Raw genomic sequence first — 24,059 nt, 5'->3', positions numbered from 1 at the left:
TGGGCCTCCTGATTAGCCTCTGATCATGCGGAAAAGCGGCGCCAGCACCCATTCGGCGATCGTCCTACGCTCGACGACGATGCTCGCCGTCGCTCGCATGCCCGGCAATATGTCAAAGTGCTGCCTGCCGTAGTCGAACGTCTTGCCCCGCAGCGTTGCCCACGCCAGGTAGTCGCCGTCTCCGCCGCCTTGAGCGGCCAGCGAGGCAGGAACGCCAGGAGGCAATGCGGATGCCTGCATCGTCGTGTCGGAAATAACGTCGATGCGGGCTTCGTAGCTGCCGAATTTCGCGTACGGAAACGCATCGAATTTAAGCCGTACGGTCTGACCTTTTTCGACGAACCCACGACGTCGCGACGGAATGCGTAGCGCCGCCCGCAATGCGCCCTTGTCGTCCGTCGCGATGACGAGCGCGACGTCGGATGCCTCCAGCATGTGGCCCGGCACGAGTTTCGAAAACGTGACGACTCCCGCCTGCGGTGCCGAGATCGTTGCGTCGAGGCGCGACTGCTCGAAGCGCATCTGGATTTCCTGAATGCTTTGTTCGTGCCGGGCGTCGTTCTCTTTCAGTTGCGCATTGAGGTCGATCAGCGTGCCGCTTAACGTCGAGATCTCACCGAGCAACTGTTCGCGGCGTGCCCGGCCCTGGGCAATGGAGACCTTGACCTGATGCTCGTCGGCGCTGGCCTGCTCGATACGATCGGCTGTAACGTAGTCCGACACCGACTTGAGGCGCACGAGCTTCTGCTGTGATTCCTCCGAAAGCTGGCGGTTCTGGGTGATCTGTTCATCCAGCGCGCTGAGTTCCGCTCGACGGCTCGAGCCGGTCAGCGATGAAGCATCTCGCTGCGCGGTGAGCTGCGCCTTGCGCTGCGCGTACTGCTCGTCTGCGACACGAATCTGCTCGTCTCGCATTTGCGAGTCGAACACATTGCGCTGGCGGCCGTCGCTCGACAACGATAGATCGCGCTGCAGTGTGAACAAGGGCGCACCCGACGCCACGCGTTCCGACGGGTGCACGTACACCGACGTCACGAGTCCGCTCAAACCCCGTACCTTCACTTCAGACGGCGACACGATTTCGCACTGCACATCCTGCTTGAGCTCGACTTCATGCAGGAAGCCGAAGCCAATTGCAACCATCACGATTGCCGATGCGACATAGGCGATCCATCGCCAGGAAATGTCCTTGAACTGCGGAATACTGGTTGGTTCCATTACTGTCCTGCCGCCTCTCTTCTGGAGACGAGATGGGTCTTTCTAACGCCGGTTGCGTGGGTTATCTGGCGGGCGCAAACGCGTACATTGAAGGATGTCCGGCGGCCAGCGAGCGCGCATAGTTGTCTCTCAGCGCTTTCTCGATGCAGTCGGCGACACGTTGAGGCGCGTCGCTTTGCGCGAGTTCGATCGGCTCGAGCACGACGGCACTGAAACGCCCACACTCGAAGCGCAGATAGAACGGCAGCAGCAGCGCGTCAAGCGGCGCGCCCATGCGGAATACGCCGTTATGAATACGCGCTGAACGGCCGAAAATGGACACGCCGACCGTCTCCATGGGATAGCCGCTCAACGTGAACGGCGGCGCATCGGAAAACAGCACGACGACACCGTTGCGTCTAAGCGAGCGCGCCGCGCGCAAACCCAATCCGCTGCGGTTCGTTTCGCTATAGGTGTGAAGGATGTCGATGTGCGGAATCATCGCGTCATCGCTTCCGTAGATGTCTTGCGGCACGCCCGATACGACACCGATGGACGCGAGACCGAGTTGCTTGCGCAGTTCGTCAATCAAATAAATATTTGCGTATTGCGAAAGGTAATGAAACGGCGAAACGATGACCGCCCGCTCCGGCGTCGCTGTTTTCACTTTCCTGATGATCTGCGCCAGGACGCTCGCGGCGCGTTGCAAATCCGGCCAGGCTTCGGCGCGATTGCGCTGGCGGCCGAAATGAAGCCGCTGATCGATCAGTTTCTCGAGCACCCTGCCCGACAGCACGCGATGGTCATCAATACGTTCGAGCTTCAACACGTCGCGCCCGACATCCCGCCGCTCAATACCGCTCCAGCGGAGCCGGGCGTTGAAACGACTCCCCACATACCATGCGGAAATTGCAAGCGGCTCGATCGCACGGAGCGGAATGCGCGCGAGACAGGCGCCTTGCACCCAGGCGCGGCTCCGCCTCGCACCGCGCCTGAAGGCAACGGGCAGCGCGCGCAACGCTTTTAACAACTCCATGCGGGTTCCTTCGTCACGGTGACACAGCCGTTCCGCAGGAACGCCATCATTCGTCATCTGAACGCGAAGCCCAGTCGTGATCGACTGGGCTTCGCGAGACTGCGGGCGGATAATCAGCCCGCCCTTACACCGTTATTGCGAAACTGCTTAAGCCTTCGACTTCGGTGCCGGTGCCGGAGCGCACTTCGGTGCCGGTGCACAGCTGGACTTGCAGCAGCCACCAGCGATTTTCGATTGAGCCAGTGCGTTACGATCGATCTTTTGCATTTTTCTTGCCTTTTTTGGGTGAAATAAAGTTAGTACAGCTACAGCTACAGACTACGACCTACAAAACATGGCTTTGCTTCTAGTGAAGCTCGGCCAATTCTCGAATCTTTAGCTACCAGGCGACGCCAATTTAATGACAGCCCCGAGTCACGACTTTCCGCGTGAGCGCCCCAGGCAATTTCAGTGATGCCCGTTCCCGCGCTCGACATCCGACCACAAGACGACTGAATTACGGGCATACACTTTCATCGGCACGGTGTTCATGAACAGCATCAAACGCTCGGCGCCTTCCGTCTGGTCCGCAGTGGCGACATTCTCAGCAACGTTATCGCCAACCGACTCATGCTTGACGACCCACGCATTCCACCGCGACGCAGTCCCCAGACTCGTCGGCCCGGCGTTGCCGTCTTGCAGGTCATGCCGGACGTCGATTTCAATCGGATCCGCACTGCCCGGCACCAGATGCGGCACGGGTACATAGCCGGGACTGCCGGCGTTCGGGCCAACAGAGTCTGATGAGCTGACGGCTACGCCACTTTTCGGCGGGACGATATCCGCTGTGACTTCAGGCGCGTTGCCCAGCGTGATGCCTCCCCTGCGAACAAACACCGAGCCCCGAATGTTCGCCGACTCCTGCGAGTAGCCGGAACCGCCGCTCGCGCTCCCACCGAAGGTCGCGTAAGGACTGTGATACTGCGCATTGCCACCACCTGTCGTCGACCGCTCTGAGTGCGTCCCGTACATGCCGTAACGCAGTTCATCCGCAGCGCCTGCGGAGCCCGCGAGCATGGCCTGTTCGGACCAGCCGGCGCGACTGTCATCCATCAGGCCCGCCGAAAGCGTCGAAGCGTGCTCCACCTTGCCGAGCGGCATCGAGACGCTTGCGAACACCTGATTGCTCATTGGCCCTGCCAACCCGTTGCGCTGACGGGAAACCGATACGGTGTAGTTCAGATTCGCTTCCGCCACACGCAACGCGCCGGCATAGCCAATCTGGAACTGCGTGTCGGAGCCCGAACGATTCCAATAGTTCGATGTCGAGCCGACCACGTAAAGCGCGCCGCCATCGGCGCCCGCGCGCTGGTTCAGCGTGATCTGCATCTGGTTGCGCCGGCGTCCGATGCGATCTGCGCCACAACCCATTTGCACTGCGTCCCGCCCGAGCATCGCGTCGCGCCCGAGCATCGCGTCGCGCAGCGTGAGGAAGCCACCGGATGAGTAGCCAATTGCCGCGATCGACACGTTCGTATCCGTCTGCTCGACGAACTTGCTGTAGCCGATGCGCAGGCTTGTGCCGCGCGTACTCCGCGCATGCGACACATCGGCCTGAGCCTCCGAGACGTCGGCCGACAGTGCGCCGATCGGCGTACGGAGCGCCGCACCGATCAGGCCGGACAGGTAACCGTCCGCGACAATCGCCCCGCCATAGCCCGTCACCACGCTGTTGAAACCATGCTGAACCGCGCCTTGCAGCAAAGCGCTGTGATGCCTGATCTGCGGGTCACGGCTCACGCCACCGACGATGCTGAAGCGCGTCGAGGCCGGACGCACCAGTGGCACGACGGATGCATACGGCACAGTGAAGCTGTGCCGACTGCCGTCCGCTTCCGTCACGGTGACGAGCAGATTGCCGCCATAACCTGTTGCTGCAACGTCATTAATCTCAAACGGCCCTGGCGCGACTGTCGCTTCGTATACACGGTTGCCGTTCTGCGTAACAGTGACCAGCGCATTCGACATCGCCACGCCGCGCACCAAAGGTGCGTAACCGGGCACCGACTCAGACTCCGCGCTATCGACACTCTCCATCTTTACGCCGCGCACGCCGATGCTGTCGAACACAGCGCCGTCCGTGAACTGGTCCCCGAGCACGAGCCGGCTCGTCAAGGAGGGAATGTCATGCTGCAGGTAAGCCGCGATATTCTGGTATGACGTGCCCCGGCCCGTACTGGACTGCAACGCACCCCGTTCGCGCACTTGCCAGTTGCCGATATTGACGCCGGCAGTCAAGCCAAGATAACGCTGTGTGTCCGCTGCTCCTTGCCCCGACGTATGGAACGTATTGAAAGCGTAGCCGAGCGTCGCCGACGGACTTTCCGCGTACGGATTCACAACAGGTTCGCTTGTGGACGCCGACATATCCCGCACCATTGCCGAAGCATCGACGCCGTCATTGTTGCGCTGGCCGCTGAACAGGCTACTGCCGCCGGCAAGCGCCTGCGCGTGCCCGGACGCCGACACGCAAGCGCCGAGCGCACCGAACATCAGCGCCTGGGTGTGCCAAAGCGCACGCCCATTCAATCCCCGTGCGAATTCGGACTGTCTTTTTCCCGCCATTTCAACCGTTATTGTTCGTTATGCGTGTGGCAATGTGCACGTGACTCTGTATGGCCGCGTTTCGATCAAAAGTATCGGCGCTGGCGCTCGCGCCCGCTAGACGATTTCACTGAGAGAAGGCCGGAATTTTCCCAACAGGGCCACAAGTTTTACTCGCGGCATAGGCATTGGGCAGGATTGCTGCATTGCCGAGTGCAGACGCCTGAAGGAGAGAGCCGCGAATGCGGCAAAGGGAGGATAGCCGTGACCTTGACGGCCACAACACATGGGTCGCGGTCTGAACCCTACCTGGGTCCTGAAAAGCGATGTTAAATAGATCGGGAATGCGCGGCGCGGCGCCTAAAGCGCAAGAACCGTCACACCCACTTCCACCCGATGCGCACCGCCGCCGAGAATCATGCCGCGCAGCAAGGACACGTCGCTGTAATCGCGGCCGATGGCGAGCGTCACGTGATCCATATCGGCGAGTACGTCATTGGTCGGATCGAGATCGATCCAGCCGCTGCCCGGGCAATACACCGACACCCACGCGTGGGACGCGTCGGCTCCGATCAACCGCGGCTGCCCCGGCGGCGGATCGTTGCGCAGATAGCCGCTCACATAACGCGCCGGCAAGCCCAGCGAGCGCAAGCAGCCGATCATCACCTGCGCGAAGTCCTGACACACGCCGCTCTTCAATTCGAAGGCGCGTTCAGCGGGCGTATCGAACATTGTCGCGGATGGCTTGTAGGCGAAGTCTTCGTGAATGCGGTGCATCAGATCGATCGCGCCCGCGGCGACGGGCATGCCGGGCGGAAAACTCGGCAATGCATAGTCGCGCAACGACGGCCGCGGCACGATATTCGGCGATGCGAAACAGAACTCCGCCTCGGGCCGGAACTGGCCGCCGACGCGAAAGCGCAGCGCATCGGCCACGTCGTCCCATTCGGGCGTCGCCTCGGGATCGAGATCGGTCCAGCGCGGCATGAGCGCCACCGTGGTTTCGCTGACGAGTTGCAAGCGCTCGTGCGGCGCGTCGAGCGCGAAATACAGAACGTCGTTGCCGAATGCGTCGATACGGCTGTTCAGATACGACGGTTCGGGTTCAATCTTTTCGCTGTGCGAGACCACGCGTTGCCACGAACAGGCGATCGGCCGGATTGTCGCAAGATGCTGCGCGGTCTCCACATAGGTGGAGTAGCGATAGGTCGTGCGATGCGAGACGGACAACACGGTCGGCGTGTGCTTCATGACCACACCTGCGAGGCGACCGTGCTGGCGTGACTGAAATAGCGCGCGCTGATTTCATGCGCGGCCGCGCCGACGAATCCGCCGATCTGATCGCACACCGCAATCAGATTGCCGTAGGCGCCGTCCTCGTCGACGGCGCACAGCGATTCGAGCGTCGGCAACGAAGCGGCAGGCGCCATCAGTTCGGCAAAGGGACGATGCCGCGTGCTGCCCGCCGCCACCGCGATCTCGTCGAGCTTTTTACGCAGACGCTCATACACGCCGTAAATGCCGCGCGGATTGGTCGGCTCGATGACCAGCAGGTCGAGCAAGGCCGGCACTTCGAAGCGGCCCGGATAGAGCGAGCGATAGGTCAGCGTGCTGTCGAACAACTGCAGCAGCAAATCGAAACCGGCGGGTGTCGAGAGCTGACCTTTGTCGGCAACCACGCGCAGGAACGAGCTCATCGCCGATACGCGTTCGATGTGACGGCCTACGAATAACAGACGCCACGCTTCGTCGCGTGTCATGCGGTCGCCCTGTGCGCCGCTGATTGCCGACAACTGCACGGACAGGTGTTCGAGCGCGTTCATCAGCGTGACGCGGTCGTAACGGTCGTAGCGTTCGCCGCGGCCGTTCGCGCCGCCACTCCCGTTGCCATTCCCGTCGCCGTTGGTTTGCGATGAAGATGAAGATGAACCACCGCCATAACCCGGCGTCGGCATCAACATCTGTAACGCATCACGAAAGTCGTTGCGCGCCGCGAGAATCGTGCGCCAGTGATCGTTCGACAGACGCCCGCGTACCTCGCCATTGGATCGCGCCTGCGAAGTCAGGTTCTGGCCGATGCTCGAGGCGCCAGTGCTCTCGATCAGATTGGCGACCAGCGCTCGCTCGAAAGCTTGCGGCGAATGCGGCGCGAACATGTCGCCGGATTGCACGAGCCCGCAATGCAAGGCGAGTTCGACCAGGGTCGGAAACATCGCGTCGGCATCGTTGCCTTCCAGCGAGCCGAGGATCAGGCGCAACAGCCGCACGTTGTTTTCAGCGCGTTCGCCGTAACGTCCGGCCCAAAACAGGTTTTCCGCCGCGCGACTCGACACGGTGCGATGCTTGCGTGCGAGGTCGGCGGGCTGCATCGGCGAAGGCAGCAGCGTGAAGGTCGAAGTCGGCTGGCTCGACAGCACCCACGTATCGACACTGCTGCCACCGTACTGCATGGACACGGTGGCCTGGCGTTCGGCAGCCATGCGGGTGAAGCCGCCCGGCATCACATGCCAGCCGCCGTTGACGTCCGCAATCGCATAGACCCGCAGCACCGACGGACGGCGGCCGACGGTGCCGTCTTCGTAACGCGGCGTGCAGGAAAAGCGCTGCGCCTGCTGGATCGTGTAGGTGTCGGGCATGGCTTCGATCCGCTCGCGCCACGTCGACAGGCGCTGTCGGCCCTGCTCCACGCCGGGCGGCGCGTCGCGCCCGGTGACCGGCCATGTCGGCACGATGAATGCTTCGTCCAGACGCCCGAACGCATGGTCGCGCGCCGCCTCCTCGCCGCACCACCACGTCGCCACGCTCGGCAACACGAGGTCTTCGTCGAGCAGCACTTCGGCGATGCCGGGCAGAAAACCGTGCAAAGCCGGCGATTCGACAAAGCCCGACCCCGGCACGTTCGAGACGATCACATTGCCCGCGCGCATCACCTGCAACAAGCCGGGCACGCCGATGCTCGAATCGGCGCGCAGTTCGACCGGGTCGCAGAACGCATCGTCCAGACGCCGCAGCACCACGTGCACGCGTTCGAGACCGGCGAGCGTCTTCAGATAGAGCTTGTCGTCGCGCACGGTCAGGTCTTTGCCCTCGACCAGCGTCACGCCGAGGTAGCGCGCCAGAAACACGTGCTCGAAATAGGTTTCGCTGAACGGCCCCGGCGTGAGCAACGCGATATGCGGCGAATGTTCGGCGTTTTCGCTGTCGTGCAGCATCGTGGCCTGCGCCGCCTGCACGAGTGTCGAGATCAGCTGCGAGTAGGTCGGCGCGAGCCGGCTCACGCGCAGGGCGCGGAACGGATCGGCGAACAGCGTCGAGACGATCAGGCGGTTTTCCAGCGCGTAGCCGAGACCGGACGGCACCTCGGTGCGATGCGCCATCACGGTCCAGTCGCCGTTGGGCGTGCGCGCCAGATCGACCGCGACCACGTGCAGAAACTGGCCGCCCGGCGGCGCGTAGCCCTTCACCGAGCGCAGATAACCTGGATGGCCGAAGACCAGCGCAGGCGGCAATTGTCCGCGCTCCAGCAAGGTTTGCGGCCCATAGATATCGGCGACGATCGCGTTGAGCAGATGCGCGCGCTGCGTCACGCCGTGCTCGATATGCGCCCACTCGTCCTCGCTGATCAGGAACGGCAGCAGGTCGAGCGCCCACGGCCTCGGCTCGCCGTTATCCGCGTAGACGTTGTAGCTGATGTCGTTGTCGCGGATCTGCTGCGCGACCGAGGCGAGGTGATCGTCGAGCCGCGCGATGCCGTCTTCGCCGAGCCGTTCGAAGAATTGCCGCCACGGTTCACGCAGCGCGCCGGAGGTGTCGCGCAACTCGTCCCAATGTCCCTCGTGGGCCGGCAGCAGGCGCAACAGGGACGAAGCGTCCGCGCGCGCCGCGGACGCTTCGAAGGGAAAAGTCGATTGAAAGGCCAAGGTCGTGTCGTTTTAAGAGTGTGCTGGTTTCACCAGTAGCGCAGGTCCAGTGTGAATGGAAACTCCAGACTGCGGTGCGGTGCATCGACCTTGAGCGGCCCCGGCGTATGTCCCGACGCGAAGAAGCGCGCGCGCCGCCGGCTTTCCGCCTCATAGGCGTTGACCGGGAAGGTCTGGTAATTGCGCCCGCCCGGATGAGCGACATGATACTGGCATCCACCCACCGAGCGGCCAGCCCATGTGTCGACCAGATCGAAAGTGAGCGGCGCATCCACGCCGATGGTCGGATGCAGCGCCGACGGCTGCGACCACGCGCGAAAGCGCACGCCGGCCACGTATTCGCTGACGCGGCCGGTCGGTTGCAAGGGCACCGGCACGCCGTTGACGGTCAGCACATGGCGGTTGTCGTTCAGCCCCAACGCGCGCACTTCGAGCCGCTCCACCGACGAATCCACGTAACGCACCGTGCCGCCCGGCGAGCCCTCTTCGCCCATCACGTGCCACGGTTCGAGCGCGTTGCGGATGGTCAGCGAGACGCCGTTCACCGTCGTTTCGCCGACCAGCGGGAAGCGGAATTCGAAGTGCGGCGCGAACCAGCTGCTGTCGAAGGCGAAGCCGGCGCGGTTCAGCTCGCCGAGCACGTCGTCGAAATCCATCTTCACGAAGGTGCCGAGCAGGAAGCGGTCGTGCAACTCCGTGCCCCAGCGCGTGAGCTGCTGCGTGTACGGCGTGTGCCAGAAACGCGCCACCAGCGCGCGCAGCAGCAGTTGCTGCACCAGGCTCATGCGCGCGTGCGGCGGCATTTCAAAGCCGCGCAGTTCGAGCAGGCCCAGACGGCCGGTCGGGCCATCGGGCGAATACAGTTTGTCGATGCAGAACTCGGCGCGATGCGTGTTGCCTGTCACGTCGATCAGGATGTTGCGCAGCGACCGGTCGATCATCCACGCCGGCAGGCTCGCGCTGTTGCGGCCGCCGAGCATGTCGATCTGCCGCTGCAATTCGCGGAACGCCACTTCGAGCTCGTAGACCTGATCGTTGCGCGCTTCGTCGATACGCGGCGCCTGGCTGGTCGGCCCGATGAACAGCCCGGAAAACAGATACGACAGCGACGGATGGTTGTGCCAGTAAGCGATCAGGCTCGCCAGCAGATCGGGACGGCGCAGGAACGGACTGTCGGCGGGCGTCGCGCCGCCGAGCACGAAGTGATTGCCACCGCCGGTCCCCGTGTGCCGGCCGTCGGTCATGAACTTCTCGCTGCTGAGATAGCTTTCAGCCGCCGACTGATACAGATACTCCGTGTGATCGACCAGTTGATCCCAGTTCGCCGCGGGATGAATGTTCACTTCGATCACGCCGGGGTCCGGCGTGACCTGCAGTACTTTCAGGCGCGCGTCGCGCGGCGGCGGATAGCCTTCGAGCACCACCTGCATGCGCAACTCGGCTGCGGTCGCCTCGACGGCGGCGAGCAGATCGAGATAGTCGTCGAGTTCGGTGAGCGGCGGCATGAACACGTGCAGCAGCGTACGGCCGCTGCCGAACGCCTCGGTTTCGGCCTTCGGGCCGGCCGCGCGTTTCGGGTCGCGCGCTTCGACGCAAATCGCCGTGCGAATCGTTTCCTTCGACGACTGGCCACGCTTAGGTGCCTCTGCGTCGCCGGGCTGGCCCGCATAGGCGAGCACGCCGCTGCCGGGCATGCCGCTCAGCAACTCCGCCGCCGAGGACGACAACGCCGCCGCGCGCCGCGCATCGGCGGGGCTCATGCTGCGCTGCTCGCCGTCGTATTGCATGCGCAACTGCGCGGCCGGACGCAACGGCACCGGCGGCGCGAACGGATCGTGCGCGTGCTGGTACGGATAGTCGGTCTTCGACACCCACGGCAGCGAATCGAGCGGCAAGCGGTAACCCATCGGCGAATCGCCTGGAATCAGGAACATGCGCTCGTCGCGGAAAAACCAGCGGCCGCTGACCCATTGCGGCGCCTCGTCGGGCACTTCGCGTTCGCGCGCGAGCGGCAGTACGTAACCGGTCGCGCCGCCCAGCCCCGCGTCGAACACGCGGCGCAGGCGCACGCGCTCCAGTTCGTCGTCCAGCCGCGCGTCGAGGGGATCGACGTTGACCGGCAGACGGCGCTCGCGCCACAGGTAGTACCAGACGTCCTCGAAACCGGGCTGGATGCCGTCCGTGTCGAGCGAGAGCTTGCCCGCCAGATGCGCGAGGAAGCGTTGCGCGTCGGCGGCGGTGTAGGTGCCGGGCTCGCGTTCGTCCGCGAACAGCGACGGATCGTGCCAGCAGGGCTCGCCGTCGGCGCGCCAGTACAGCGACATCGCCCAGCGCGGCAATTGCTCGCCCGGATACCACTTGCCCTGGCCGATATGCAGGAAACCGTTCGCGCCGTAGCGCGAGCGCAGTTTGTCCATCAGCGCGACCGCGTAGCCGCGTTTGGTCGGGCCGAGCGCGTCGGTGTTCCATTCGTCGGCGTCGCGGTCGCGCACCGAGACGAAGGTCGGCTCGCCGCCCATCGTCAGACGCACGTCCATGTCGGCGAGTTGCCCGTCGACCTGCGCGCCCATTTTCAGCACGTCGGCCCAGACCGCTTCGCTGAACGGCTTAGTGACGCGCGGCGTCTCCAGCACCCGCTCGATCGACATCGTGTGTTCGAACTCGACCTCGGATTCGTCGACGGCGCCGGAGATCGGCGCCGCGCTGCCCGGTTCGGGCGTGCAGGCGACGGGGATATGCCCCTCACCCGCCAGCAGCCCGGAGGTCGGATCGAAGCCGATCCAGCCCGCGCCCGGCAGATAGACCTCGCACCACGCGTGCAGGTCGGTGAAGTCGACTTCGGTGCCGCTGGGGCCGTCGATCGATTTGACGTCGGGCGCCAGTTGCAGCAGATAGCCGGAGACGAAGCGCGCCGCTAGCCCCAGCTGCCGCAAGGTCTCGACCAGTAGCCAGCCGGAATCGCGGCACGAGCCCGCAGCGCTCACGAGCGTTTCCTCGGGCGTCTGCACGCCCGGCTCCATGCGGATCAGGTAGCGGATCTCGCGTTGCAGCCGCTGGTTCAGGCCGACGAGAAAGTCGGCGGTGGCGGCCGGCGTGCGGTCGATGCTCGCGACGAACTCGGCGAAGCGCGGCGTCATCGGCCGCTTGACGCGGTACGGCGCGAGTTCCAGCGCGAGGCCGGGCGAATATTCGAAGGGAAACTGCTCGGCCGAGGGTTCGAGAAAGAAGTCGAACGGGTTGTAGACGGCCATTTCGGCGACCAGATCGACGGTCACCTTGAATTCGCGCGTCTTCTCGGGGAAGACGAGCCGGGCCTGGTAGTTGGCGAACGCGTCCTGCTGCCAGTTGATGAAGTGTTCCGCTGGTTCGACCCGCATCGAATACGACAGGATCGGGGTTCGGCAATGCGGCGCAGGTCTGAGACGCACGACCTGGGGCGACAGTGAAACCAGCCTGTCGTAACGGTAATGTGTGACATGATGCAACGCGACGCGTATGGACACACCGGACTCCTGGACGAAGGATGGCAGCCCGCCAAAAAGCAAGCTTCATGCCGTTTGTTGAACGCTTGTTGAACAAGTGCGAAAAACCGCGTGAACTGCCTGCACTGCCCGGATCATCGCCTGCTGTGAGACTTGCCGCGCTTCGCCGACCGTCCGGTCGATCGAACCAAGCGCCCTTTCACTACTGTTTTCAAGGCCGCGCACCAAAGCGGCGCAGCGCTGATGCACGATCATGCACGTAATGTGCGTTAAACCAGTGACGTCTGGCAAATGCGGCATGAAGATTGCGGCAGGTGTTCGCTTATGGCTGCCCTCCCACCTCCCAAACTCGACCGATGAAAACCTTCCACTGCAATCACTGCTCGCACATCGTGTTCTACGAAAACGTTCGTTGTGAACGTTGCGAGTCATTGCTCGGCTATGTGCCTGAACTGGCGGAAATCAGCGCGTTCGAAGATGCCGGCGAAGCACGCTGGCGCAGCCTGCATCCAAGCGCCGAAGGCGCGTTGTTCCGTCAATGCCACAACTATGCCGTCGAAAACGTCTGCAACTGGATGATCCCCGCCGACTCGCCGGACGTGCTGTGCCGCGCCTGCCAGTTGACCCTCACAATTCCGAATCTGAGCGCGCCGGACAACCGGCTCTACTGGTATCGGCTGGAAATGGCCAAGCGCCGTCTCCTATACACGCTGGCCGAACTCGGTCTCGACGTGAAGTCCCGCCAGGCCGATCCCGAGCACGGCCTCGCGTTCGAATTCCTCGAGGACGGCGGCGACGGTTCGCGCGTCATGACCGGTCATGATAACGGGCTCATCACGCTGAACATCGCAGAAGCCGACGACGCCTACCGCGAGAAAGTCCGTACCGCGATGGGCGAGCCCTACCGGACGCTGCTCGGCCATTTCCGGCACGAGACCGGGCACTACTACTTCAGCCAGTTGGTGGAGAACAATCCGCGCTGGCTCGAGCCGTTCCGCAAACTGTTCGGCGACGAAAGCGTCGACTACGGCGAGGCGCTGAGCGCCTATTATCGCGACGGCGCCCCGGCCGAGTGGCAGGCATCGTTTATCAGCGCGTATGCGACGATGCATCCCTGGGAAGATTGGGCCGAGACGTGGGCGCATTACATGCTGATCGTCGACGTGCTGGATACGTCGACGTCGTATGGCGTGGCGCTCTTGCCCGACGACCCGAGTGAGCCGACGCTGACCGATCGCACGCCGGTGGAAGACGCGAGCTTCGAGAATTTGATGAAGCGCTGGTTTCCGCTCACCTATGCGCTGAACAGCCTGAATCGTAGTCTCGGCATGCCGGACGGGTATCCGTTCACGCTGGCCGGGCCGGTGGTGGAGAAGCTGCGCTTCGTACATCGGGTGATCGAAGGGGCCGGCGATAAGTCGCAGCCGAGAGAAGCGGCGACGCCGCCGGGTCAGGCGGCGGTGGTGCCGCTGCAAGAGCCAGCGGCGCAAGCTGGCGTGGCGCAAACAGTGCAGGCGGCGGGCGCGGCACCGGTGGATGCGATTGACGCGTCGGCCGCGCAGGCTGAGCCGCCGGCCGCTGAGGTCGCGGTGTCGGCCACAGCGCCGGCAACGCAGGCCGGCGGGCAGCCGGCGGCGCCGATCGAGGCTCCGCCCCCGCCGCTGCAACCCGTGGCGTCCGAGCCGCCGTTGCAGCCCGCGCCTGTTGCTACTCAGGCAGCCCCGGCCAAACGGGCCACGAGGCGACGCTAACCGGTATTTCGGAAGCAAACCGGCATGGTTGGGATCGGCTCGTAAAACCGCATCCCTGACATGTTCAGCGCGCGTGATTACCGGTCTCCGAACGATCCCCCTCGCGATTTCTCGCAAAACCCTTTCTCAAAATAAGACTCTTCCTAGATGCAGCCCGGTCGAATTCTTTGACAATCGGATTCCGTTGGCGACACACGCAGCACGCGCACATCGCCCTCAGTCGGCGCGCCGTGCTTCGAATCACGCGTCACAACCCGCCACGGGTTGCAAACGCCCCGCCGCCCGCCTCCCTGTCATTGAACATAACGCGCATGCGGAACACCGCAAGCCGTTCACCATCGACCCAAGCCATGAGCACCGAATTTTCCCTCGATCGTTTCGAATCCCAGATCCAGTCCCGTGACTACGATGCCGCGCACGAGGAATTCTGCACACTACTCAAGACGCTTTCCGGCAAGCGCGGCAGGCTCGGCGCTGAATATTTCGCCCGCAGCACGCCGAACTCACCCAGCGACGAAAAATCGCTGGACACCTTGCAGCGCATCGCCGACGGTTTCACAACGCTCCTTTCCGCCCCCGAGTATCCGCTCGAAGCGGAAAAGATGAACATCATGTTCTGGGGGCGCCCGTGGATCGACATGATCTTCGCCGTGACATCGTATGGATCGACGGATCACATCGTGCGCAAGCTCCTCGAAACCGTGCAGGACAGCGATGACGCGCGCGCTATATTGACCCGCAAGCAACTCGTGCTCTACACCTCGGGCTCGCAATACGATATCGATTTCGCCGACCTGCATCGGCGCGACCCGGTGCTTGCGACGAGCCTCGGCGTTTCCATGGTCAGCGCGGCCGTGCACATCTCGCCCGCCGCGCACGAAAAGCGCGAACGTCTGCTGGAATGGTTGCCGGGCGCGCTCGACACCATCGAAGACCTCGACGACTTGCCGACCGCCGCCGTATGCGGCGCCTACATGCATTGCAGTTATTCGACATCGCCCAACCGGCATGCGATCAAGCGCAGCATCAACAGGCTGGTGCGCAAGAAGCTGGACACGCTCGGCCTGCTGGGCCACGAGGCTGGGGTCGCCCGCAAGCGAATCAAAGGACGCAAACCGGTGATGCTCGTGGTGCTCGAATGGTTCTCGGGCGGTCACTCGATCTATCGAACCCATTCACGCACCCTGCTCGCCGCGCGCCAGCATTTCGAAGTCGTCGCGTTCGGCGAGGCGCAGCACGTGGACGAAGCGGGACGCGCGATTTTCGACCGCTTAGTCGAATTCGAGCATCCGGAATATGTCGGCGACTGCATCCGTCAGATCCAGGAATTCGCCACGCGCGAAAAGCCGGACGTGCTCTATATGCCGAGCGTCGGCATGTTCTCGCACACGATCTTTCTGTCGAACCTGCGGGTCGCGCCGCTGCAGATCGCGGGCCTCGGCCATCCTGCCACGATGCACGCGGCGCATATGGACTACGTGAGCGTCGAGGACGATTTCGTCGGCGACCCGGCATGCTTCAGCGAAAAAATGCTGCGTCTGCCGAAGGACGGCCAACCGTACGTGCCGTCGAAACTGCTTACCAACGTGGTGCCGTCCGTTCCCGAGCGCGGCGACGTCATCAACATCGGCGTGACGGCCAGCGCGATGAAGATCAATCCGCACTTTCTCGAGACGTGCAAGGCGATCGTTCACACCGCGCGCGTGCCGGTCAAATTCCATTTCATGACATGCTGGAGCGAAAGCATCGATCTCGCGTACGTCAGAAAGTCGATCTACGTGACGCTGCCGGAATCGAACGTGGATGTCTACGGCTCGCTCAGCTACCCCGATTATCTGAAGATCCTCAACACGATGGACATGTTCGTGAGCCCGTTCCCGTTCGGCAACACCAACGGTATCGTCGATTCGTTCACGATGGGCCTGCCCGGCGTCAACCTGTGCGGGCGTGAAGTGTTCGAGCATATTGACAGCGGCCTCTTCGAACGCGCTGGTCTGCCGTCATGGCTGACGGCTCACTCGACCGACGACTACGTGCGCGCCGCCGCCCGGCTCGCCGAACAGCACGACGAGCGCGAAGCGCTGCGCCGGCGCCTCATCGACGGGAAAGCGGTCGAACGTATCTTCGAGGGACGCCCCGAAGCATTCGGCGAAGGCGTGTTGACGTTGCTGAACGGTCTCGGCAAAAAGTAAGCCATTCGACCGCATCAAACGGACGGGCCGCGACGGAAGATGTTCCGTCGCGGCCCGTTGTCACATCCGGCGAATCCCGCCAGCGTCGGTTGTCCCGCTCAATACGCGACGTAAGGTCCCATGCCGCCGGGCGTCGGCTGCTGCTCGACGGCGGCGTACACATTGCGGCCGTAGAAAAACGGCAAACCCCAGTCGAAGATCGCGGACTGGACAAAAGCCGGTCCCGCCAGCAGCGGCAACGCCGAATCGCCGCTATACGTCTGGGCAATCGTCGTGGCATTGCCGACGCTGAAATTCACCGCGCTCGTGGTGCCGTTCACGCCCTCGATCATCGCGCTCAGTTGCTCAGTCGATACCGGGCAGTAGTACGAACTGTTCGGACTCGCGCAGACCGGCAATGCGCTGGTCTGGAAGAACAGGCCGGTCGAGCCGCTGTCCAGAATACTGCGCGAATACGTGGTGCCGTTCTGCACGGTCGTGAAGGTGCCATTCGACGGACTCACGCCGATCACCTGCGCGCCGCCCAGCGTATTGTTGGTCTGCGTGCCGATGCCGAATATCAGTTGCCCGGCGACCGACTGCGCGGCGCCTGATACCGTCGGCAGGCTCAGCATCGAACCGTTGTTGTCGGTGGTGAAGTAGGGAATCGGATTGGCCACCTGCAGTTCTTCGGCGAGTGGAATCGACGTGCATGTCGCGCCGCTGCAGCCGTAGTACGTGCCGGCCAGCGCCTGCTGCACGCAGTTCGCGCCGCAATCGTGCTTGAATACGCCGATGCCGAGAACGCCGTTGGCCTGCAACGTGGCCGGCGTGTTGCGCGCCGCGCCGAAGTTCGCGCAATCGGCGGGCAGCGTTGCGTAGTTCGGGTCGATCATCTGGATCGGCAGCGACGCGGCTTTTTCGCCGGCAATCTGCAAGTCGGCGAGCTTGACCGGGCCCCACGTGTAGCCGTCGAAAAACTGCATGCATTCGGCCACCAGATGGCCCGATGCGTCTTTCTGTTGCGGCAGCGCCATCGAAGCAGGCAGTTGGGACGCGAAGAGGCGCACGCCCCACGATCCGGTATCGACCAGCACATGGTCGACGGTTTGACATTGCGTCGTGCCCGGCACGCAGATCGTGAGGCTGACGAACGGCATGTTCGGCACATTGCTCACGCCGGAATCGACCGTCACGCGCACCGCGTTCGCGGCCAGCGCCTGCGACAGCGGCGAGGTGTTGACCACGGAGGGACCGGACGAGGCACTGGTCGAACCGTTGGTGCCGGCCGCGCTGCCCGAACCGCTAGAGCCGCCGCCCCCGCCGCCGCAGGCACTGACAAGCAACGCGAGCAGCGCCGCGCACAGCAAACTTTTGAACGAAGACGTAAGGCGCATGGTGCGCTCCGTTATTGAATGACGCTGACATCGACGCCCGCGGGCACCGCTTGCGGCAGATAGGCATGACCGGAGAACGCACGCAGATGCCCGCCGGAGTACACGACCAGGTCGCTGCTGGAAACCGCGAGCGGCGTACCGCGGCGCGTCGCGGTGGCGGCGACATACACGTCGAATGAAGTCCCCAGCACGGATTTCAGATCCGGCAGCGTCGGCCCTTCCCACGCGACGCCGAACACGATGCCGTTGGGCGCGACGTACTCGCGCACCAGCGTGCCGGACGGCAGCGTCATCAGGTGTACCGAATACGCGCTTTGCGTAGTGGCCGTGTGGGCCACCGCGCGCAAGCGGGACTGATCGCCGTCAACGGTGCTGACGTTCTGGCCGAGCGTCGCGTGCGCGGCAAACGTCAGCGCGCAGCTTGCCCCGAGCATTGCGCGAGCAATGCGGGAATAGAGCATCGGTTTCAAGTGAGTTCCTTCGAGGTGAAACGCTCGTGACCTGGCATCGAGCCGATCACGAACGGGAAACTAGGGGCGCACGCTTCGCCGGTGGTGCCGTGCTGCATTCACACTGGTCGGGCTGCGTGAATGCGTCTACGGAGTGGTGACGCGAAACTTTAGCCGTCGCGACGATGCGCGCCAATCGTTTGCGGAGGGATTTAAACCCTTACGCCGCGCGGCGTCGTTTGGGTCTGTTTGATATTTCAGGACCAGATCACCAAGGGGCGGCGCTTGAGCGCGCGTTTTTGCTTCGCGGCTCGTTTAAAGCGAACAGTGAAGCGCACCGCCCAAGGCCGAAGCAGAAAAAAATTCATGCGCGCAGCATTGCGCAGTGAATGTAAGCAGACGCTGAAAAGATCAAGGAAAATGCGGGTTTTTGTCCGACAATACAACACCCTAAAAGACTTTTCGTATGAAGAGATAATCGATGCGGTAATCGTGATTCGCAGAACAAAAAAATGCCGCGGATAACTCGAAGGTCATCCGCGGCATCGGTCTTCTGAACGTAACGCGTTAGCGATTCAACGCATCAACGCCCGTTACTTTTTCTGCTGCTGCAAAAGCGATTTAAGCTCCTGCACGTTTTCCTCTACGCGTTTTGCGATCACCGCATACGACTCAGCTTGCGTCTGATACGCCGCTTGCGCCAGTTGCTGCATATCGGCAAGCGACTTGTGCAGACTTTGCTGGATCAACTCGGCAGCTTTGCCCGAAGGCGCGGCACCGCCGGCCGACAACTGGCCCGTCAGTGACTGCAATTCGCCCAAGGTCGAGCGCAACATGTCGGCCTGTTTCTGCGCAAGCGACTGCATCCCCTGGAAAGCAGTCTGATTCGCCTGAACCAGTGCTTCCACGTCCTTGCGTCGCGCTTCCATGATGGCGGGTACGTCGAAGCCGGGGAGCTTGAACTGCTCCAGCATTTTGGTGAAATCGCCAAACGGATTGGCGGCGTCAGGTCGGTCCATGCGAAATCCTCCTTAACGGTTGAATACTCGCCGGCGGTGCATCGCCGCGTTGTGTTTCGGTGACGCATGCACTGGCGGCGTCGCGTGCGCCGTGCGTCCGCAGGAACGCGCTGGTTCTGGGGTCGGACGGCACATCGCTTAATCATGCGCCATCCGGAAACAATGCGCCAGCGGGCACACCCTGGCTCACGCGGCGCCCTCGACGGCGCTTGTCGGGCACCGGCCGCGCAACATGGAAGGCGCGGTAAGTTACAAGGCGGCATCAGTAACCCTACGAACCGGCATGTCGACTATCGTTGCTCATGTGCCGGCGCGCTGTAGCGCCGGCCCTGTCTCGATGGGAGCGAGTTCATGAAAAAATCAATCTTGAGCGCGGCGCTGAGCGCCGTTCTGACTCTGGCCGCGACGGCCGCGTTTGCCCAGGAAGCACCGCCGCCCGCGGGCCCTCAGTCGCACGGCGAGCCGCCACGCGGCGACGGGCCGTCGCCGCATGCCCGGATGGGGCCGATGGGCCCCGGCTTCGCGGTGATCAACGATCTGGAACAGTTGCGCCGTCTGTATGCCATGAGCGGACATCAAGGCGAAATCATCGCCGTGTATCACGACGTGCTGAACAAGACCCAGGATCCGATGCTGCGTCACTACGTGTATGACTCTCTGGCTCGCGAGCAGTTGAAGCCCGCCAATCCCGATCAGGCGATCGCGACGCTGCGCACCAGTCTGTCGGAAGATCTCGCCGCCGCGAACAAGGCACCGCACGGCGGCCCGGACGGGATGCCGCCGCCGGCTCAGGCGCAGTAATTCTCGCGATGGCGGCGCGGCGCAAGTCTCGCCGGCACGCCGGCACATGTACGACGTGATCGGTCTATGCCGTGCTTCACCGTCGCGTGGCTCGCCAGCCGAGTGACCCCTCGACACGCACGCTGGTGCGCTTCGCGCGCGGGCGTTTTTTCCGCCGGACAACAAGCGCGTGGCAACTTCTACGGAGGCGTTTCCGATTGGAAGCGCTCCCGCTTGCACCCTGTCTAACCATTCAGCATGCTGCGTTAGCTTTCCCACATTGCCGCTTCACTGACCACTTCTCATCTTCCGTCAGGTGATTAGGATATGAGCACTGCAACACTGGTGCCCTGGTGAAGAATGCGCTACCCGCTGAACATGGCCGTTGCCGCCGTCCTATTGGTTTTTGTCCTTGGCTGCATCATTAGGCTCGCCTTGAACTGATGGCCGATATACACGGCGTCACACGCGCTGTTGCACAACCTTACGCCGCTTGCCGACGCGGTCGATCCCCTTCCGCACATCCGCCCTTTTCCCGCCACGTCCGCTGACTTTCGCGACACGCGAAAGCCCCACGCGACGCCGCTTCGCGCCATGACATAGGACGAAATAATTGTTGAATGGAGTTCGGAAAGTCACGCGCCCATACTTCGTTTCGCTGCCGGTGCGTACGAAACAGAACGCATGAGATCAAGGGTGCTTTACGTGCGAGACGTTTCGCCGATGATCAACGATCCTCCGGTTGCCCGATCATCGAGAGAACCGTTCGAACATTCCGGCACCGCGTGCCGACGACAGGATCAACATGTTGACTTCAGTGAAATTCCTCAGGAAAAATGCCGCCCGTTTGGCCTGCGTGACGATGGTCTGCTGCAGCGCGCTGCTGACCGGTTGCGCCGGTAGCAGCATCAAGGATGCAAGCACGGCGAGCACGCCGGTCCAGGTGCGCCCGGACAACATCTATGTCTACACCTTCGACGCCAATCCGGACCAGGTCAAACTGGACGGCGGCATGATGCAGAAAGTGAAGACGCAACTCGAAGGTTCGTCCGCCGCGCAAAAGCAGGCCGCCGATGCCGCCGAAGTCCGCGAACAGGTCGCCAACGAAATCGTGCATCAATTGCAGTCGATGGGTCTGCGTGCGATCCGCTCGGACATCCCCGCACCCGCCGATCAGAATGTGCTACTCGTGCAAGGCAGCTTCGATACGATCGACTCGGGCAATCGCCGTCGCCGCATGTTGATCGGCCTCGGTGCGGGCAAGAGTCAGGTAAGCAGCTCGGTGCAGATTCTGTATAAGCCTGCGGGCGGCACGCCGCGTCTGGTGCAAACCTTCACCGCCAACGCCGACAGCGGCAAGGCGCCGGGAATGGCCGAGACGGCGGGCGTGGGCGCGGCGGCCGGCAGTATCGCGACCTCGGCGGCGCTGGGTGGCGGCTTGCACGCCGTATCCGAAACCAAACGCGCCGGTGTGTCAGCGGACGCGAAGCGCCTCGCCGATGCGGTGGCCAAGCAGGTTGGCGAGATCGGCGTAAGCGGCGGCTGGCTCTCGACGGAGCACACCAAAGGCTGATAACGCATCGCCGGTTCGTTGAACCGCAGCGGTCGTGAACAGCGCGCGGCAGAGTTGGAATTCGATCCCACTCTGCCGTTTGCTTTTCAGGCCTTCGTATAACGCAGCCACACTGCACCCTGTTCCTTTTGTTCAACGGACGTGAGCTTCAGATACGCGGGCGCTTGCCACTTCTCCATCGCCACTTCGAACGAGGAAGCATGTTCGCTGCGGCCATCCACTAGCGGCAAAATCAGCACGCTCACTTCGTCGACGAGACCCGCGTTCACGAACGCGCCGCTCACATGCGAACCGCCCTCCACGATCAGCTTCTTCACACCGAGTTCACGCGCCAGTGTTTGCACCACCTTGTCGAGATCGATCTCGGTCTTGTCACCGAATACATATGACACGCCGATCGATTGCAGATAAGCGAGGTAGTCGTCGGCAACCTGTTCGGTCAGCGCTTCGATCACGTGCGACTTGAGCGCGGCGTTGCTCTTCCACGCCACACGGCCCTGCGGATCGATTGAAATCGCGTACTGATCCGCTTTGCGCTCGACAAAGTGATCGGTGCGAGGCACGGCGCCCTTGGCGAGCCCTTTCGGATAATCCGTGCCGTGCGCAATCTCCTGCATGGTGACGCGCCCGCAGATCCAGCCGTCGGCTTCGAAAGTGGCTGCCGTGCTTTCGTACAGGTCCGAGGCGTAGTCGAGGTGCCAGCCGTCCGTCAGGCTGCGGCCGTCGAGCGAGGACATCATGTGAGCGACGATATAAGGGTTCATGCGTCAAGCCTCCGTGTCAGGTCAATGAAAAGACCTTGCAGCAAGGGCCGTTCCGCAACCGCGATGATTCCTTCCTGGCAATGCGCGTGAACTCGGTCGCGCGGCAAGCGCGCAATTTATCCGTGACTATGCGAGACAAGCCGCAGCGAAAGCGCGGCGCGACCGGCGGATCAGTAAAGGCCGCCGTGATGCGGCGCAGGTCGTGCGTCGGCCATGGCGCGTAGCGACTCCAGTCCACGGCTGATCCAGCTCTTGACCGTGCCGACCGGTGCATCGAGCGTATGCGCGATCTCCGATTGCGACTGGCCCCGGAAATAGGCGAGCGCGATCGCCTGACGCTGAACCGGAGCCAACCGGCCGAGATAGGAGGACAGACGTTCGGCGTCCAGCGCGAACTCCTGCCAGAAGTTCACGTCGGCGTCGCTCGCGGCGATGCGCTCGTCCAGGTCGTCGATATACACGCCCGAGTACGGATTGCGCCGCAAATAATCGAGCGCCTGGTTCTTCACGATGGTCGACATCCACGTGGACGGCGAAGCCTTGCCCGGGTCGTACGAACCGGCGAAGCGCCAGATCTTGATGAAGCCGTCCTGCACCACTTCTTCGGCCGATTCGCTGGTGCGGGTGACGCGCACCGCGAGGCCGAACAGCGACGGCGCCGACGCCCGGTACAGCGCTTCGAACGCGCCGGCCTCGTGCCTTGAAACGCGCTCGAGCAGCGCCGCGAGATACGCGCTCTTCTGATCCAGTGCGGACGCGCTGATGGTCGCGTCGGTCGAAGCATCATGTGACATTGCACATCCTCCGAGACGGTGCGCGCGTGTTATTCCTGACCGGCCTGCGGCGACTGCGGTCCGGCGAACCAGCCCTCTTCCCGCGCGACGCGCTCGAGCGCCGCCTCGACCATCGCGCAAGCCCGGTTGCTGACGTCGCCCAGATAGCGGTGCAGCGCGGCGTCCTGCGCCGAGCGCGACGTGCACGCGTCGCTGTAGCGTTCGAACGCCGAGAGCTTCATGACCAGCTCCGCCAGGTGGCGCGGACATTCGCACGCGATCGTCGAAGAGCGGCTGGCAATAACTTCCAGTTCGCGGTCGTCGTAGCGACGGCGCACGCGCGACCACACGGCGTCGTCGCCGATGCGTTCCTGAATGCGGACGCGTTCGCACAGGTCGCCGAGCATCTGACGGAATTCCGTCCGGCTGTCGGGCTCGCGATAAAGACGCACGCCGGCCACGCGCAGAATCTCCGCCGCCGGGCCGGTGCCGAAGCTGTAGACGACCGCGATCGCTTTCGCGCGGACTGCGTCGCCGAGCGCGATGATCTGCGACGCGATGTCCTCTTGCAGTGAGTCGACGCTGACCAGCAAGGCGTCGATCGGCGCGCCGCGTTCTCCGCTCGTGCCGCTGCCGGCCTCGGCGATGGAGAGATCGGCAAACGTGATCAGTTCGTTCACGCCATAGGGCCGCAGATCGACGCCCGACGCCCGAAAACGCTGCGCAAGGCTGCCGCCGACCAGGGCGAGACGGAGATCGACGGACTCGACCAGCGGCAGGTCAGCCGCGCCGCCGCTTTCGCGTCCGCTGCGCGCGGCCAGAAACTGCAATTGCTCGCGATCCAGCCGCGCGATGGCACCGATCGCGTGGCCGCGGCTCACCAGCAGTTTGATCAAACTGAGTCGCCTGACGTCGTCTTCTGTGTAGAGACGCTGGCCTGACGCGGTTTTGGCCGGCCCGACCACGCCGTAACGGCGCTCCCAGATTCGCAAGGTCGTGACCGGCATCTTGGCCAGGCGCGCCGCCTCGCCGCTTCTGTAGCCCTGTTGAGCCGGTTGTTGCTCGTCATACGAAGTCATCATGAAACCCTAAGTGATTCAGTTTTCGATTCAAGCATACTGCATTTCCGACGATACGAAACGATTTAGCGACTCACAATCCATC

General features: G+C 63.1%; 17 protein-coding genes and 1 pseudogene. 5 read left to right on the top strand and 13 right to left on the bottom strand.

Going from position 1 to position 24,059, the window contains the following annotated elements; all coding sequences use genetic code 11:
• Window positions 1–12 precede the first annotated feature (12 nt).
• The 7 genes from HF916_RS15320 to HF916_RS15290 all read right to left on the bottom strand — a co-directional run bounded on the left by HF916_RS15320 (window position 13) and on the right by HF916_RS15290 (window position 12,473).
• A complete protein-coding gene (locus tag HF916_RS15320) occupies window positions 13–1,218 on the bottom strand; it encodes an HlyD family secretion protein (RefSeq protein WP_168789754.1) in 1,206 nt (401 codons plus the stop codon).
• A 61-nt stretch (window positions 1,219–1,279) separates the two neighbouring features.
• Window positions 1,280–2,233, bottom strand: a complete 954-nt coding sequence (locus HF916_RS15315) for a hypothetical protein (RefSeq protein WP_168789753.1) — start codon at window positions 2,231–2,233, stop codon at window positions 1,280–1,282.
• Between the two features lie 447 nt (window positions 2,234–2,680).
• Window positions 2,681–4,837, bottom strand: a complete 2,157-nt coding sequence (locus tag HF916_RS15310) for a fimbria/pilus outer membrane usher protein (protein ID WP_168789752.1) — start codon at window positions 4,835–4,837, stop codon at window positions 2,681–2,683.
• A gap of 339 nt (window positions 4,838–5,176) precedes the next feature.
• Window positions 5,177–6,067 (bottom strand): transglutaminase family protein, encoded by an 891-nt coding sequence (locus HF916_RS15305; protein ID WP_168789751.1) that lies wholly within the window; start codon window positions 6,065–6,067, stop codon window positions 5,177–5,179.
• Window positions 6,064–8,736 (bottom strand): circularly permuted type 2 ATP-grasp protein, encoded by a 2,673-nt coding sequence (locus tag HF916_RS15300; protein WP_168789750.1) that lies wholly within the window; start codon window positions 8,734–8,736, stop codon window positions 6,064–6,066. The genes HF916_RS15305 and HF916_RS15300 overlap by 4 nt, the downstream gene beginning before the upstream one ends.
• 29 nt (window positions 8,737–8,765) lie before the next feature.
• Window positions 8,766–12,239, bottom strand: a complete 3,474-nt coding sequence (locus HF916_RS15295; RefSeq protein WP_168789749.1) for a DUF2126 domain-containing protein — start codon at window positions 12,237–12,239, stop codon at window positions 8,766–8,768.
• 45 nt (window positions 12,240–12,284) lie between these two features.
• A complete protein-coding gene (locus HF916_RS15290) occupies window positions 12,285–12,473 on the bottom strand; it encodes a hypothetical protein (protein ID WP_168789748.1) in 189 nt (62 codons plus the stop codon).
• A 101-nt stretch (window positions 12,474–12,574) separates the two neighbouring features.
• Between HF916_RS15290 and HF916_RS15285 the strand changes: the two are divergent.
• Window positions 12,575–13,639, top strand: a pseudogene (locus HF916_RS15285) (zinc-binding metallopeptidase family protein); the annotation flags it as partial.
• 680 nt (window positions 13,640–14,319) lie between these two features.
• Window positions 14,320–16,161 (top strand): adhesin, encoded by a 1,842-nt coding sequence (locus HF916_RS15280; RefSeq protein WP_168789746.1) that lies wholly within the window; start codon window positions 14,320–14,322, stop codon window positions 16,159–16,161.
• Between the two features lie 98 nt (window positions 16,162–16,259).
• On the opposite strand, the gene HF916_RS15275 is transcribed toward HF916_RS15280, so the two are convergent.
• Window positions 16,260–17,537 (bottom strand): DUF3443 domain-containing protein, encoded by a 1,278-nt coding sequence (locus HF916_RS15275; protein ID WP_168789745.1) that lies wholly within the window; start codon window positions 17,535–17,537, stop codon window positions 16,260–16,262.
• 11 nt (window positions 17,538–17,548) lie between these two features.
• Window positions 17,549–17,998, bottom strand: a complete 450-nt coding sequence (locus tag HF916_RS15270; RefSeq protein ID WP_206001929.1) for a DUF2844 domain-containing protein — start codon at window positions 17,996–17,998, stop codon at window positions 17,549–17,551.
• Window positions 17,999–18,171: 173 nt separating this feature from the next.
• On the opposite strand from HF916_RS15270, the gene HF916_RS15265 reads away from it, so the two are divergent.
• Window positions 18,172–18,375 (top strand): hypothetical protein, encoded by a 204-nt coding sequence (locus tag HF916_RS15265; protein WP_168789743.1) that lies wholly within the window; start codon window positions 18,172–18,174, stop codon window positions 18,373–18,375.
• Between the two features lie 204 nt (window positions 18,376–18,579).
• Here HF916_RS15265 and HF916_RS15260 read toward each other — a convergent pair whose 3' ends face one another.
• A complete protein-coding gene (locus HF916_RS15260) occupies window positions 18,580–19,005 on the bottom strand; it encodes a phasin family protein (protein WP_106277025.1) in 426 nt (141 codons plus the stop codon).
• A 351-nt stretch (window positions 19,006–19,356) separates the two neighbouring features.
• Between HF916_RS15260 and HF916_RS15255 the strand changes: the two genes are divergently transcribed.
• Entirely contained in the window at window positions 19,357–19,806 is a 450-nt protein-coding gene (locus tag HF916_RS15255) for a hypothetical protein (RefSeq protein ID WP_168789742.1), read from the top strand.
• Window positions 19,807–20,590: 784 nt separating this feature from the next.
• Window positions 20,591–21,358, top strand: a complete 768-nt coding sequence (locus tag HF916_RS15250) for a DUF4410 domain-containing protein (RefSeq protein WP_168789741.1) — start codon at window positions 20,591–20,593, stop codon at window positions 21,356–21,358.
• A gap of 86 nt (window positions 21,359–21,444) precedes the next feature.
• On the opposite strand, the gene HF916_RS15245 is transcribed toward HF916_RS15250, so the two are convergent.
• The 3 genes from HF916_RS15245 to HF916_RS15235 form a co-directional block, all read right to left on the bottom strand.
• Window positions 21,445–22,122, bottom strand: coding sequence for a dihydrofolate reductase family protein (locus HF916_RS15245; protein WP_168789740.1), 678 nt, complete (start codon window positions 22,120–22,122; stop codon window positions 21,445–21,447).
• Window positions 22,123–22,292: 170 nt separating this feature from the next.
• Window positions 22,293–22,916: an RNA polymerase sigma factor gene (locus tag HF916_RS15240; protein WP_168789739.1), complete on the bottom strand. Its 624-nt coding sequence runs from the start codon at window positions 22,914–22,916 to the stop codon at window positions 22,293–22,295.
• Window positions 22,917–22,945: 29 nt separating this feature from the next.
• Window positions 22,946–23,977, bottom strand: a complete 1,032-nt coding sequence (locus HF916_RS15235) for a MerR family transcriptional regulator (protein WP_206001892.1) — start codon at window positions 23,975–23,977, stop codon at window positions 22,946–22,948.
• Window positions 23,978–24,059: the final 82 nt, after the last annotated feature.

Origin of the sequence: Paraburkholderia aromaticivorans (assembly GCF_012689525.1) — a bacterium.
In the GTDB taxonomy this organism is placed as follows: Bacteria; Pseudomonadota; Gammaproteobacteria; order Burkholderiales; family Burkholderiaceae; genus Paraburkholderia; species Paraburkholderia aromaticivorans_A.
Note: the sequence above shows the minus strand (reverse complement) of the source record. Positions and strands in the feature narration are given on the sequence as shown.

Bases quoted from the DNA above. Each gene is read 5' to 3' on its own strand.
- HF916_RS15320 (WP_168789754.1), bottom strand. From the start codon at position 1,218: ATGGAACCAACCAGTATTCCGCAGTTCAAGGACATTTCCTGGCGATGG.
- HF916_RS15315 (WP_168789753.1), bottom strand. From the start codon at position 2,233: ATGGAGTTGTTAAAAGCGTTGCGCGCGCTGCCCGTTGCCTTCAGGCGC.
- HF916_RS15310 (WP_168789752.1), bottom strand. From the start codon at position 4,837: ATGGCGGGAAAAAGACAGTCCGAATTCGCACGGGGATTGAATGGGCGT.
- HF916_RS15305 (WP_168789751.1), bottom strand. From the start codon at position 6,067: ATGAAGCACACGCCGACCGTGTTGTCCGTCTCGCATCGCACGACCTAT.
- HF916_RS15290 (WP_168789748.1), bottom strand. From the start codon at position 12,473: ATGATCGTGCATCAGCGCTGCGCCGCTTTGGTGCGCGGCCTTGAAAAC.
- HF916_RS15280 (WP_168789746.1), top strand. From the start codon at position 14,320: ATGAGCACCGAATTTTCCCTCGATCGTTTCGAATCCCAGATCCAGTCC.
- HF916_RS15275 (WP_168789745.1), bottom strand. From the start codon at position 17,537: ATGCGCCTTACGTCTTCGTTCAAAAGTTTGCTGTGCGCGGCGCTGCTC.
- HF916_RS15270 (WP_206001929.1), bottom strand. From the start codon at position 17,998: ATGCTCTATTCCCGCATTGCTCGCGCAATGCTCGGGGCAAGCTGCGCG.
- HF916_RS15265 (WP_168789743.1), top strand. From the start codon at position 18,172: ATGCGCGCCAATCGTTTGCGGAGGGATTTAAACCCTTACGCCGCGCGG.
- HF916_RS15260 (WP_106277025.1), bottom strand. From the start codon at position 19,005: ATGGACCGACCTGACGCCGCCAATCCGTTTGGCGATTTCACCAAAATG.
- HF916_RS15255 (WP_168789742.1), top strand. From the start codon at position 19,357: ATGAAAAAATCAATCTTGAGCGCGGCGCTGAGCGCCGTTCTGACTCTG.
- HF916_RS15250 (WP_168789741.1), top strand. From the start codon at position 20,591: ATGTTGACTTCAGTGAAATTCCTCAGGAAAAATGCCGCCCGTTTGGCC.
- HF916_RS15245 (WP_168789740.1), bottom strand. From the start codon at position 22,122: ATGAACCCTTATATCGTCGCTCACATGATGTCCTCGCTCGACGGCCGC.
- HF916_RS15240 (WP_168789739.1), bottom strand. From the start codon at position 22,916: ATGTCACATGATGCTTCGACCGACGCGACCATCAGCGCGTCCGCACTG.
- HF916_RS15235 (WP_206001892.1), bottom strand. From the start codon at position 23,977: ATGATGACTTCGTATGACGAGCAACAACCGGCTCAACAGGGCTACAGA.